Here is a 12,915-nt window from a genome sequence, read left to right on the forward strand (position 1 = left end):
TCCCGGACACTTGTCAATGGTTGTTGCTGTGCGGTTATGTTGGGCTCGCATCGCCGAATCTGTGTGTGCACGTTCCCAAATGATCAACTCAACGGGAGAGATCCATGCCGGAGACCACCCCCACGGGCCTCACCAGGCTCGCCTTCGGTGGCGACTACAACCCCGAGCAGTGGCCGGAAACCGTCTGGCAGGAGGACGTCCGGCTGATGCGCGAGGCCGGCGTCACGATGGTGAGCGTCGGGATCTTCTCCTGGGCCCTGCTGGAGACCTCGCGCGGCGTCTACGACTTCGGCTGGCTCGACCGGCTGCTCGACCTGCTCCACGAGAACGGCATCCGCGTCGACCTCGGCACCCCCACCGTCGTCCCGCCCGTCTGGTTCTACCGCGAGCACCCCGAGGCGCTGCCCGTGACGGCCGACGGCACCCGCTACGAGTTCGGCTCCCGGGGCGCCATCTGCCACAGCAACGCCGACTACCGCGCCGCCGCCGCGACCATCACCACCAAGCTGGCCGAGCGCTACGCCGACCACCCGGCGCTCGCCCTGTGGCACGTGCACAACGAGTACGGCGTCCCCGTCTCCGCCTGTTACTGCGACTCCTGCGCCGCGCACTTCCGCCGCTGGCTGGAGCGTGTGTACGGCGACGTCGAGGCGGTCAACGAAGCCTGGGGCACGGCCTTCTGGGGCCAGCACTACACCGACCTCGCGCAGATCAATCCGCCGCGCACCACCCCCACCGTCGGCAACCCGGGGCAGGCACTCGACTACAAGCGGTTCGCCGACGAGACCGTCCGCGAGAACTTCGTCGCCGAGCGGGACATCCTGCACCGCCTCGCCCCCGGCATCCCCGTCACCACCAACTTCATGACCGCGCTCAGCCAGTGCGACTCCATGGACTACTGGGCCTGGGGCCGCGAGGTCGACCTCGTCACCAACGACCACTACCTGATCACCGACGGCCGCCGCACCCACGTCAACCTCGCGATGGCCGCCGACCTCACGCGCTCGGTCGGCGCGGGCGCCCCCTGGCTGCTCCTGGAACACTCCACCTCGGGCGTCAACTGGCAGGCCCGCAACCCCGCCAAGGCCCCCGGACAGATGGCCCGCAACTCGCTCGCCCATGTGGCGCGCGGCTCCGACGGCGCCATGTTCTTCCAGTGGCGGCAGTCCCGGCGCGGCGCCGAGAAGTTCCACTCGGCGATGCTCCCGCAGGCCGGCACCGCATCGCGCGTGTGGCGCGAGGTCGTCGAACTGGGCGCGTCCCTGGACTCGCTGAGCCAGGTCCGCGGCAGCCGGACCGTCGCCGACGTGGCCGTCCTGTGGGACTGGCACTCCTGGTGGGCGCAGAACCTCGCCTGGCGCCCCAGCGAGGACCACGACGCCCGCGAGCGCGCCGACGCCTTCTACGCGGCCCTCTACGACCGTCACCTCACGGTCGACTTCGCCCACCCGGAGGCCGATCTGTCGGCCTACCCCCTGGTCGTCGTCCCCGCGCTGTACCTGACGACCGAAGCGGCCGGGAACAACCTCAAGGAGTACGTCGAGAACGGCGGCACCCTCGTCGTCTCCTGCTTCTCGGGAATCGTCGACGAGCACGACGCCGTCCACGACGGTCCCTACCCCGGCGCCCTGCGGGACGTGCTCGGCCTGACCGTCGAGGAGTTCTCGCCGCTGCAGGCCGGGGAGAGCGTACGGCTCACCGGCCCCGACGGCTCCGAGCTGACCGGCGACGTGTGGACGGAGTTCGTGGTGCCGCGCGGCGCCGACCCGGTGTGGACGTACGCCGACGGCCTCACCGCCGGCCTGCCCGCCGTCACCCGGCACCGGCTCGGCGAGGGCTCCGCCTGGTACGTGTCGACCCGCCTCGACGCGCACGGTCTGGACGCGCTGCTCGGCTGGGCCGCCGACGACGCGGGCCTCGCGCCCCGCGGCGACCTGCCGCGCGACGTCGAAGTGGTGCGCCGCGCGGGCGAGTCGGGCGCCTTCCTGTTCGCGATCAACCACACCGCGGCCGACGCGAAGGTGCCGCTCGACACCGACGGCACCGAACTCCTCACCGGCGAACGCGCGGCGGGCCATCTCGTCGTCCCCGCAGGCGGCGTCCGGGTCGTACGCCTCGACGTCTGATCACCGCGTACGCACCGGCATCCGCCACCCCCCGAACACCGGCCGGATCTCTGGGGACTTCCGGCCGGTACCGGCGGCGCCGCGCCCACGGCGTTCGGGCGCGGCGCCGTCACAGCACCGCGCAACCAGGTCCCCACCTTCGTCGAAGGGACGACGATGTTCCACGCGAGACGCGCCCTCAGGGCCCTGCTCATACCGCTGTTCGCAGGTCTGGCACTGACCACCCTGCCCGCCGGCCCGGCAGCCGCGGCCGCCACCCTCACCAACGGGGGCTTCGAGTCCGACGGCACCGGAACCGCGACGCCGGCCGGCTGGTCGACGTACTCGGCGGCCGGACAGAACTCCGCCTCCTTCACCGAGTCCGGTGGCCACGGCGGCGGTTACCGCCTCAGCCACTGGTCGGCCTCGGCCTACAAGGTGGAGACCTACCAGTACCTGTCCGGCCTGACCAACGGCACCTACAAGCTCACCGCCTGGGTGCGTTCCGGCGGCGGCCAGAACTCCGCGTACCTCGCGCTGAAGAACTGCGGCAGCGCCGAACAGCGCACCGACATCCCGGTCTCCGCGAGCGGCTGGATCCGGATCGTCACCTCGATCGCGGTGACGAACAACCAGTGCACCATCAGCGTCACCTCCGACGCGGCCGCGGGCACCTGGCTCAACGTCGACGACCTGACCTTCACCCCCGGTTCGACCGGCCTGGCCGTCAAGGGCTCGGACGTGTCCTCCTTCCTCAAGAGCGAGGCCAAGGGCGGCGTCTACAAGAACGCCTCCGGCACCACCGGTGACGCGCTCGCCATCCTGAAGAGCGCCGGTCAGAACTACGCCCGCGTCAAGGTCTGGGTGAACCCGGCCGACGGCTACAACAACAAGGCGCGCGTGCTCGCCGCCGCCAAGCGCGTCAAGGCGCAGGGCATGAAGCTGCTGGTCGACTTCCACTACTCGGACACCTGGGCCGACCCCGGCGCCCAGACCGTGCCGTCCGCGTGGACCGGGCACGGCTACAGCCAACTGAAGACGGACGTCTACCAGCACACCTACGACGTCCTCAACGCCCTCAAGGCCCAAGGCACCACCGCCGACATGGTCCAGGTCGGCAACGAGATCAACGGCGGCATGCTGTGGTCCGCCGGATCCACCGCCAACTGGCCGCAGCTCGCCGGACTGCTCAACTCCGGCTACGACGCGGTCAAGGCGGTCAGCTCCGGCACCCGCGTGGCGCTCCACCTCGCCAAGGGCGGCGACCTGTCGGGCACCCGCTGGTGGTTCGACAACGCCGTGTCCAACGGCGTCAGGTTCGACGTCATCGGGCTGTCGTACTACGGCTACTGGCACGGCACGCTGGCGGACTTCCAGACCACGCTGGACGACGCCGCCTCCCGGTACGGCAAGCCGGTGTACCTGGCCGAGACCGCCTACCCGTTCCGGCTGGACAGCAAGGACGCGCACGAGAACATCATCGACGTGCCGAGCGAGCTGGTCGCCGGCTACCCGGCCACGACCGCCGGCCAGACCCGCTGGATGAAGGACGTCGCCAGCATCGTCGAGGCCGTCCCGAACGGCCGTGGCCTCGGCATCTTCTACTGGGAGTCGACGTGGACCGCCGTCGCGGGCAACGGATGGGACCCGACGGACGCGGCCTCCGGCAACGGCTGGGAGAACCAGGCCCTGTTCGGGTACGACGACCGGGCGCTCCCGGCGATGGCCTGGTTCGGCCACCGGTAGGACACCGCCGCTGAGTTCAGGGCCGTACGTCCCGGCGTGCGGCCCTTCGGGCGTTCAGCCGCCCGCCGTCCGCAGGAAGTCGTGCAGCGAGCCGGTCAGGGCGGTCACGAAGGCGTCCTGGACCGGCTCCGGCACCCGGTCCAGGGAGAGATACGGGTTGAGGTCCTCCAGCTCCACCAGGAGCAGGTCGCCGTCCCGGGTGCGGCAGGCGTCCACCCGCTGGATGCCGTGGCCGAGGGTGTTCCAGTCGATGAACCGCCGGGCGAAGGCGAGGTCGGCCGCCGAGGCCGCACAGGGCTCCAGGACCCAGCGCCGGGCGGGGTCCGGCGCGTACAGGGCGTACTGGAAGGCGTCGTCGACGTAGTAGAAGGACACCTCGTGACGGAAGCCGACGCGGGGCTGGACCAGGTCGTCGCCCCAGGTCAGGTCCGCCAGTTCGGCACCGGTCACGAAGCGCAGGCCGATGGAGTCGGCGCCGGCCCTCGGCTTCACCGCGTAGGCGTCGGCCGCGGGCAGCCGTCCCAGGTCCTCGGCCCTGTCGACGGTGGGGATGACCGGGTACCCGGCCTCCGTCAGGTCCACCAGGTACTGCTTGCCGGCCATGTCGGCCCGCCCGGTCAGCGGGTTGTAGACGGGGGTGCCCAGCGCCCGCGCCCGCGTGCGGAACGCGTCGTACGCCTCCCGGTGGTGCAGCACCGGACCGCTGTTGCGGACCACGGCCGCGTCGAAGCCGTCCAGCAGGGCGGCGGCGTCCAGCGGATGGCACAGGGCGAGGTCGAAATCCGCGCGCAGCCGGGAGGTGAGGAAGACGTCCTCGTCGCCGTAGCGCCGCCCGCGGGCCGGATAGGCGAGGTCGGTGACGTACAGCAGGCGGGGGCGGGCGGGCACGGCGGTCTCCCTGGTCGGTGACGGCCAACCTAACCCGAGGCCGTGGGTGCGGCCCGACCGCCTGCCAGGACGGACCGGCGCGGGCGGCGGGCCGACCGTCGCGCTGTGCGAACTTCCGCCGAAGGCCGCGTGACGGCACGGCCCGGCAGGAACGTCGTGCCCCGGGGTGTGCCCCGGCACCGGCCGGGTGCGCGGCGGTGCACGGCCGCGTTACGCTGGCGAACGGCCGCGGTTCCTCGCGGCGCGGCGGTGGGGCCCGCCGTACCCGAACCGCGGCACCGGTGCCGACAACGGTCCCTGCTTGCGACGGAGCGCGCCCGGCGGACGCCGGGTCCCGGCGAGTAGGAGAGACGCACAGCCATGCCGGCCCCCCACCCCGAACCCGAAACCCCTGTGCCGGGCGCCACCGTGCCCGCGCTGTCCCCCGACGCCCCCGTGGCCGATCCGCCCCGGCCCGCCCGCTGGCACGGACAGGCGCCCGTGGTCGCGGTCGTGGCGGCCGGCGGCGGCATCGGCGCCGCGGCACGCTACGGGGCCTCCCTCCTGTGGCCCACGGTGGCGGCCGGCTTCCCCTGGACCACGTTCTGGGTGAACGTCGCCGGCTGCTTCGTGATCGGCCTCCTCATGGTCGTGATCACGGAGGGACGGCCCGTCCACCGGCTGGTCCGGCCCTTCTTCGGCACCGGAGTCCTCGGCGGCTTCACCACCTTCTCCACGTACGCCGTCGACATCCAGCGCCTGATGGAGGAGGGCCGGCCCGGCACCGCCCTCGCCTACCTCGCCGCGACCCTCCTCGCCGCCCTCACGGCGGTCTGGCTCGCGGCGGCGACGGCGCGGCGCGTGCTGCCGGCCGTCCCCCTGCGCGAGAAAGGTAAGAGGTCGTCGTGAACTGGGTGCTCGTCATCGTCGGAGGCATGATCGGCGCGCCCCTGCGCTACCTCACCGACCGCGCCGTCCAGGCACGGCACGCCACCGGCTTCCCCTGGGGGACGTTCGCCGTCAACGTCACCGGGTCCCTGGTCCTCGGCACCCTCACCGGCGCCGTCGCGGCCGGAGCCGCCGGCTCCCACCTGCAGCTTCTGCTCGGCACCGGACTGTGCGGGGCGCTCACCACGTACTCGACCTTCTCGTACGAGACCCTGCGGCTGGCCCAGGACGGCGCCCGTCCGCTCGCCGTCGCCAACGCGGTCGCGAGCGTGGCGGCGGGCCTGGGCGCCGTCTTCGTGGGGCTGACGGTGGCCCGGGCCCTCTGGCTCTGAGCGCGGCCCTTACCCGGCTGTAGTACGACTGCCTCCCCGGCGCGATCACGGTGACCGTGAGCCGTGGCCGGTCACACCTCAGCCATGTGCCCGTCAGGCATGCCCTCGCCGAGCAGAACTGGACCCCATGAGCACCATCAGCGTCGGTCAGGCCGTCGTCCTCGGAGCGGTGGAGGGCGTCACGGAGTTCCTCCCGGTGTCCTCCACCGGGCATCTGAAGATCACCGAAGGGCTCATGGGGATCCAGGTCGACGACAAGGCCGTCGTCGGGTTCTCGGCGGTGATCCAGGTCGGCGCGATCGCCGCGGTGCTCGTCTACTTCCGCAAGGACATCGCGCGGATCTGTTCCGCCTGGTTCCGGGGCATCCTCCACGCGGAGGGGCGGCAGGACCGTGACTACCGGTTCGCGTGGTGGGTGATCGCCGCGACGGTCCCGATCGTCCTCGTGGGACTCGCCGCCCGGTCGCTCATCGAGGGGCCGCTCGCCTCGCTGTGGGTGGTGGCCGGTTCGCTGATCGCCGGCAGCGGTGTGATGTGGGTCGCGGAGCAGGTGGGCCGGCGCCGGCGCGCGGAGGAGGACACCCGGTTCCGGGACGCGATGCTCGTCGGCGGTTCGCAGATCCTCGCTTTGCTCTTCCCGGGTTTCTCCCGCTCCGGCGCCACCATGTCCACCGCGCTGCTGCTCGACCTCGACCGGCTCGCGGCCACCCGGCTCTCGTTCTTCCTCGGCATACCGGCCCTGACCGGCGCCGGGCTCTACGAGTTGAAGGACGCCCTCGGCGCGGGGGTGGGCGCGGCCCCGCTGATCGCCGGAACCGCCGTCTCGTTCGCGGTCGCGTACGCCTCCGTCGCCTGGCTGCTGAAGTTCGTGACCCGGCATTCCTTCAACGTGTTCGTCGCCTACCGCATCGTCGTCGGGGTGCTCCTCCTCGGCCTGCTCGGCGCGGGCGGACTGAGCTGACCAGCTCGAAGATCGAATCCCTGACCTCTTGACAGCCCCCTCCCGTCACCCGCAGGATCACCCCCGTGAACCTGTCAGACAGCCAGACAGGTGGCTCGGCACCCCGGCGCGTCAGCGCCATGGAAGCGGTGCTCACCCACCTCCGCGACGCCATCGAGCGCGGCAAGTACGCCATCGGGGACAAGCTCCCCTCGGAGGCGGAGCTGTGCCGACAGCTCGAAGTGAGCCGTCCGGTGCTCCGCGAGGCGCTCCGCGCGCTGCAGGTGATGGGACTGACCCAGTCCCGCACCGGCAAGGGCACCTTCGTGATCGCGAACGCCGTCGAGGACCCCACCTTCGGCGACTTCACGGCCAGCGACCTGCTGGAGGTGCGCCGCCACGTGGAGATCCCGGTCGCCGGGTACGCGGCGGTGCGCCGCACCCCGGAGAACCTGGACCATCTGGCCCATCTGCTGGAGCGGATGGAGCGGGAGACCGACACCACCGCCTGGGTCGCGATGGACTCCCTCTTCCACCTGGCCGTGGCCGAGGCCGCCCAGAACCCGGTGTTCCGCCGGGTCATCGAGGAGATCCGGGACGCGCTGGCCCGCCAGTCGGCCTTCCTCAACGAGCTGGGCGGCCGGCGCGAGCAGTCCAACCGCGAGCACCGCGCCATCGTCGAAGCGCTGATCGACGGTTCCGAACACGACGCGGTGGAGGCCATGTCCCACCACCTCGACCGCGTCGAGACCACCCTCACCGACATCGTGCGTTCCCCGCGCACGGAGAGTTCCACGGAAGGCGGACCAGCGGCGTGAGCGAGCAGTCCCTCGACAAAGACGTCGAACAGACCAGGACGTCCCCGGCCCACGTCGACGCCGGAGACGCCGGCTACAGCAAGTCCCTGAAGGCCCGCCACGTCAACATGATCGCCATCGGCGGGGCGATCGGTACCGGCCTCTTCCTCGGCGCCGGCGGCCGGCTCGCCGACGCCGGCCCGTCCCTCTTCATCGCCTACGCGGTCTGCGGAGTCTTCGCCTTCCTCGTCGTCCGCGCCCTCGGCGAACTGGTCCTGTACCGGCCCTCGTCCGGCGCCTTCGTGTCCTACGCCCGGGAGTTCCTCGGCGAGAAGGGCGCGTACACGGCCGGCTGGATGTACTTCCTGAACTGGGCCACCACCGGTATCGCCGACATCACCGCGGTAGCCCTCTACACCCACTACTGGGGCATGTTCTCCGACGTCCCGCAGTGGGTGATCGCGCTCATCGCCCTCGCGGTCGTCCTCACCGTGAACCTGATCTCGGTGAAGATGTTCGGCGAACTGGAGTTCTGGTTCGCGATCATCAAGGTCAGCGCGCTCGTCGTGTTCATGGTGATCGGCATCTTCCTCCTCGTCACCCAGCAGCCCGTCGACGGCCACAGCCCCGGCCCGTCCCTGATCACCGACAACGGCGGCATCTTCCCCAACGGCCTGCTGCCCATGCTGCTGATCATCCAGGGCGTCGTCTTCGCCTACGCCTCCGTCGAACTCGTCGGCGTCGCCGCGGGCGAGACCGAGAACCCCGAGAAGATCATGCCGAAGGCGATCAACTCGATCATGTGGCGCGTCGGCCTCTTCTACGTCGGCTCCGTGCTGCTCCTTGCGATGCTGCTGCCCTGGTCCTCGTACAAGGCCGGCGAGAGCCCCTTCGTCACCGTGCTCTCCAACATCGGCGTCCCCGCGGCCGGCGGCATCATGAACCTGGTCGTGATGACTGCGGCCATGTCCTCGCTCAACTCGGGCCTGTACTCCACCGGCCGCATCCTGCGCTCGATGGCGATGGCGGGCTCCGCCCCGAAGTTCACCGGCGTGATGAGCCACAACCAGGTGCCCTACGGCGGCATCCTGCTCACCAGCGGTATCTGTGTGCTCGGTGTCGGACTGAACTTCGTGGTCCCGGCCGACGCGTTCGAGATCGTGCTCAACTTCGCCGCGATCGGCATCATCTGCACCTGGGGCATGATCATGATCTGTCACCTGGTGTTCTGGCAGAAGACCGAGAAGGGCGAGCTGACCCGGCCGAGCTACCGGCTGCCCGGCTCCCCCTGGACCGAACTGGTGACCCTGTTCTTCCTGGCGTCGGTCCTCGTCCTGATGTACGCGGACGGCGGCGCGGGCCGCACGACCGTGCTGTGCCTCCCCCTCATCGTGTTGGCGCTGATCGCGGGATGGTTCGGCGTGCGTCGCCGGGTCGCCCAGCAGTCGGCCGAAGTGAAGAAGTGAAGCAGGCAGTGATGTACGACCCCACGACCACCGGCGCCGCGGCGATCCCTGCGCCGCCGGTGGCCGCGGCCCCCGCGATCCGGGAACCGCTCCACGCCCCCGTCGCCCACCTCGTACGCGGAGGTGTCATCGAGGGCATCCACTACGGCTCCGTCGTGGTGCTGGGTGCCGACGGGGAGGTGGAACTCCAACTCGGTGACATCGAGGCGGCGTTCTACCCCCGGTCGGCGCTCAAGCCGGTCCAGGCCGTGGCGATGCTGCGCGCCGGACTGCCGCTGGACGGCGCACTGCTGTCCCTGACCGCGGCCAGCCACTCCGGCGAGGAACGCCACCTCGCCGGAGCCCGGCAGATCCTTCAGCTGGCCGGGGCGAGCGAGGACGACCTGCGCAACGTCCCCGACATGCCGTACGACCCGACGGTCCGGGACCAGTGGATACGCGAGGGGAGGCAGCCCTCCCGTCTCGCGCAGAACTGCTCCGGCAAGCACGCGGCCATGCTCTACACCTGCCGGCTCAACGGCTGGTCGTTCGACGACTACCTCGACCCGGCCCACCCCTTGCAGCAGGCCGTCGCGGAGATCGTCGAGGACCTCACCGGGCAGGCCGTCGCCCGGGTGACCGTCGACGGCTGTGGTGCTCCGCTCTTCTCCGTCTCCCTGCACGGCCTGGCCCGCGCCCTCGCCCGGATCACCACCGCCGCCGAGGGCACCCCCGAGCGCACGGTCGCCGACGCCATGCGCGACCACGCCGAAATGGCGTCCGGCGCCGGGCGCGACGTGGCCGAGCTGATGCGGGCCGTGCCCGGACTGCTCACCAAGGACGGCTTCGAGGGCGTCCAGGTCGCCGCCCTCCCGGACGGCCGGGCCGTCGCCGTGAAGATCGCCGACGGCGCGAACCGGGCGCGGGTGCCGGTGACGGCGGCCGCGCTCGTGCGGGCCGGGGTCGACCCCGAGGCTCTCGCCGCGTTCTCGGGCGAGGCGCTGCTCGGAGGCGGGCGGGAGGTCGGGCGGGTCGGCGTGGTGCGGGCGCTGGATCCGATGCCGCGTCTTCCCTGAGAGGCGGCTGCGCTGCCGACTGGCGGCCCGGTGGAACTTCTCGCGCAGTTCCCCGCGCCCCTGAAGAGCAGGGGCTGCGCCCTCTGCTCTTCGGCCCGAAAAAGCCGGGGGCGCAGCCCCCGCTTTTTCAGGGGCGCGGGGAACTGCGCGACCAGCCCCCACTCACCCGCACCCGACGACGCACCCACCCCACCCCACCCCGACCACCGACCCACCCGCACCGCACCGCACCGCACGAAAGAAGGCCCCCGCCATGACCGCCGCCACAGCCACCCGCAGCGAACACGATCTCCTCGGCGACCGTGACGTCCCCGCCGACGCGTACTGGGGCGTGCACACCCTGCGCGCCACGGAGAACTTCCCCGTCACCGGCACCCCCATCTCCGCCTACCCGCACCTCATCGACGCCCTGGCCGCCGTGAAGGAGGCCGCCGCCCTCGCCAACGAGGAACTCGGTCTGCTCGCGCCCGAGAAGGCCGCCGCGATCGTCGAGGCATGCCGGGAGATCCGTGACGGCAAGCTGCACGACCAGTTCGTCGTGGACGTCATCCAGGGCGGCGCCGGCACCTCCACCAACATGAACGCCAACGAGGTCGTCGCCAACCGGGCGCTGGAGCTGCTGGGCCACGCCAAGGGCGAGTACGGCCATCTGCACCCCAACGAGGACGTCAACCTCGGCCAGTCGACGAACGACGTCTACCCGACCGCCGTGAAGATCGCGACCGTCTACGCCGTGCGCGAGCTGCTCCGCGCGATGGCGGTGCTCCAGGACTCCTTCGCCCGCAAGGCGGTCGAGTTCCGCGACGTGCTCAAGATGGGCCGCACCCAGTTGCAGGACGCGGTCCCCATGACGCTCGGCCAGGAGTTCTCGTCGTACGCGGTGATGCTGGACGAGGACCGCAGCCGTCTCGCCGAGGCCGTGGAACTGGTCCACGAGATCAACCTGGGTGCCACGGCCATCGGCACGGGCCTCAACGCACCCGCCGGGTACGCCGAGTCGGCGCGCCGGCATCTCGCGGAGATCACCGGGTTGCCGCTGGTCACCGCGGCCAATCTGGTGGAGGCGACGCAGGACTGTGGTGCGTTCGTGCAGATGTCGGGGGTGCTCAAGCGGGTGGCGGTGAAGCTGTCGAAGACCTGCAACGACCTGCGGCTGCTGTCGTCCGGGCCGCGCGCGGGGCTGAACGAGATCAACCTGCCGCCGGTGCAGGCCGGTTCGTCGATCATGCCGGGCAAGGTCAACCCCGTGATCCCCGAGGTCGTCAACCAGGTCGCCTTCGAGGTGATCGGCAACGACGTCACCATCACGATGGCCGCCGAGGCCGGTCAGCTGCAGCTCAACGCCTTCGAACCGATCATCCTGCACTCCCTCTCGGAGTCCCTCACCCACCTGCGCGCCGCCTGCCTGACGCTCGCCGAGCGGTGCGTGGACGGCATCACCGCCAACACCGAGGCGCTGCGCGCGAGCGTGGAGAACTCCATCGGCCTGGTCACCGCCCTCAACCCGCACATCGGCTACTCGGCGGCCACCGACATCGCCAGGGAAGCCCTCGCCACCGGCCGGGGCGTCGCCGAACTCGTTCAGGAGAAGGGCCTGCTGCCCGCCGACCGGCTCCGGGAACTGCTGCGGCCCGAGGTGCTCGCGGGCAGCGGCGGACCCCTCGGCTGATGGGATCGCCCACCTACCGGGCGGTGCTGGAACGCATCGCCGAGGAGATCGAGCGGACCCCGGGCCGCGGCCGGCCCGCCGACTACATCCCGGCGCTCGCGGCCGTCGACCCGCGCCGCTTCGGCATGGCCGTCGCGGAACCGGACGGCACGGTGTACGGCGTGGGCGACTGGCGCGAGCCGTTCTCCACGCAGTCCATCACCAAGGTGTTCACCCTCGCCCTCGACCTGGCACGCGAGGGGGACACCCTCTGGGAGCACGTGGGCCGGGAGCCCTCCGGCAACCCCTTCAACTCCCTGGTCCAGCTGGAGTACGAGAGCGGCATCCCGCGCAACCCGTTCATCAACGCGGGTGCCCTCGTCGTCACCGACCGCCTCCACACCCGGACCGGCGACGCGGCCGGCGAACTGCTCGCCTTCCTACGGTCGGAGAGCGGCAACCCGGACCTGGACTTCGACGCGGACATCGCCGCCTCCGAGACCGCCCACGGGGACCGCAACGCGGCCCTCGCCCACTTCATGGCCTCGTACGGCAACATCGACAACCCCGTACCGGCCCTCCTCGACCAGTACTTCCGGCAGTGCTCCCTCACCGCCTCCTGCGCCGACCTGGCCCTCGCGACCACCTTCCTGGCCCGCCACGGCGTCCGGGCCGACGGCACCCGCCTGCTGACCCGCAGCCAGGCGAAACAGGTCAACGCGGTCATGCTCACCTGCGGGACGTACGACGCGGCGGGCGAGTTCGCCTACCGCGTCGGCCTGCCCGGCAAGAGCGGTGTGGGCGGCGGCATCATCGCCGTCGTACCGGGACGCTGCGGGCTGTGCGTGTGGAGTCCGGGACTGGACGAGCGGGGCAACTCGGTGGCGGGAGTGGCGGCGCTGGACCGGTTCACCACCCTGACGGGACTGTCGGTCTTCTGACCGCCGCGCCGGGCCGACCGGATCGCTCCTGGTCACGTCCCGGTACCCGCCCGGAGGGCGATACGTCGCC

At 71.3% G+C, this 12,915-nt stretch carries 11 protein-coding genes; 10 read left to right on the top strand and 1 reads right to left on the bottom strand.

Annotation, left to right across the window (positions count from 1 at the left end; translation table 11 throughout):
• Nucleotides 1–104: 104 nt before the first annotated feature.
• Together PYR72_RS42685 and PYR72_RS42690 are read left to right on the top strand one after the other, a co-directional pair.
• Entirely contained in the window at nucleotides 105–2,126 is a 2,022-nt protein-coding gene (locus PYR72_RS42685; RefSeq protein WP_275460270.1) for a beta-galactosidase, read from the top strand.
• Nucleotides 2,127–2,282: 156 nt separating this feature from the next.
• On the top strand, nucleotides 2,283–3,851 hold the full coding sequence (locus PYR72_RS42690) for an arabinogalactan endo-1,4-beta-galactosidase (RefSeq protein ID WP_275460271.1): 1,569 nt from the start codon (nucleotides 2,283–2,285) through the stop codon (nucleotides 3,849–3,851).
• A 54-nt stretch (nucleotides 3,852–3,905) separates the two neighbouring features.
• Here the strand turns inward: PYR72_RS42690 and PYR72_RS42695 are convergent, their stop codons facing one another.
• Nucleotides 3,906–4,739, bottom strand: a complete 834-nt coding sequence (locus PYR72_RS42695; RefSeq protein WP_275460272.1) for a hypothetical protein — start codon at nucleotides 4,737–4,739, stop codon at nucleotides 3,906–3,908.
• 360 nt (nucleotides 4,740–5,099) lie between these two features.
• Here PYR72_RS42695 and crcB (PYR72_RS42700) point away from each other — a divergent pair, with 360 nt between their 5' ends.
• The 8 genes from crcB (PYR72_RS42700) to PYR72_RS42735 all read left to right on the top strand — a co-directional run bounded on the left by crcB (PYR72_RS42700) (nucleotide 5,100) and on the right by PYR72_RS42735 (nucleotide 12,845).
• The gene (crcB, locus tag PYR72_RS42700; protein ID WP_275460273.1) at nucleotides 5,100–5,627 is read left to right on the top strand and encodes a fluoride efflux transporter CrcB; all 528 of its coding nucleotides are present in this window, start codon (nucleotides 5,100–5,102) and stop codon (nucleotides 5,625–5,627) included.
• Nucleotides 5,624–5,998, top strand: a complete 375-nt coding sequence (gene crcB, locus PYR72_RS42705; protein ID WP_275460274.1) for a fluoride efflux transporter CrcB — start codon at nucleotides 5,624–5,626, stop codon at nucleotides 5,996–5,998. The genes crcB (PYR72_RS42700) and crcB (PYR72_RS42705) overlap by 4 nt, the downstream gene beginning before the upstream one ends.
• Nucleotides 5,999–6,125: 127 nt before the next feature.
• Nucleotides 6,126–6,959: an undecaprenyl-diphosphate phosphatase gene (locus tag PYR72_RS42710; protein WP_275460275.1), complete on the top strand. Its 834-nt coding sequence runs from the start codon at nucleotides 6,126–6,128 to the stop codon at nucleotides 6,957–6,959.
• Between the two features lie 65 nt (nucleotides 6,960–7,024).
• The gene (locus PYR72_RS42715; RefSeq protein WP_275460276.1) at nucleotides 7,025–7,756 is read left to right on the top strand and encodes a FadR/GntR family transcriptional regulator; all 732 of its coding nucleotides are present in this window, start codon (nucleotides 7,025–7,027) and stop codon (nucleotides 7,754–7,756) included.
• Nucleotides 7,753–9,201 (top strand): amino acid permease, encoded by a 1,449-nt coding sequence (locus PYR72_RS42720; RefSeq protein WP_275460277.1) that lies wholly within the window; start codon nucleotides 7,753–7,755, stop codon nucleotides 9,199–9,201. Before PYR72_RS42715 ends, PYR72_RS42720 begins: the two co-directional genes overlap by 4 nt.
• An 11-nt stretch (nucleotides 9,202–9,212) precedes the next feature.
• Nucleotides 9,213–10,256: an asparaginase gene (locus tag PYR72_RS42725; RefSeq protein ID WP_275460672.1), complete on the top strand. Its 1,044-nt coding sequence runs from the start codon at nucleotides 9,213–9,215 to the stop codon at nucleotides 10,254–10,256.
• A gap of 253 nt (nucleotides 10,257–10,509) precedes the next feature.
• A complete protein-coding gene (gene aspA, locus PYR72_RS42730) occupies nucleotides 10,510–11,925 on the top strand; it encodes an aspartate ammonia-lyase (protein ID WP_275460278.1) in 1,416 nt (471 codons plus the stop codon).
• On the top strand, nucleotides 11,925–12,845 hold the full coding sequence (locus PYR72_RS42735) for a glutaminase (RefSeq protein ID WP_275460279.1): 921 nt from the start codon (nucleotides 11,925–11,927) through the stop codon (nucleotides 12,843–12,845). The genes aspA and PYR72_RS42735 overlap by 1 nt, the downstream gene beginning before the upstream one ends.
• The last annotated feature ends 70 nt before the right edge of the window (nucleotides 12,846–12,915 follow it).

This window comes from Streptomyces sp. VNUA24, assembly GCF_029167005.1.
GTDB lineage: Bacteria > Actinomycetota > Actinomycetes > Streptomycetales > Streptomycetaceae > Streptomyces > Streptomyces scabiei.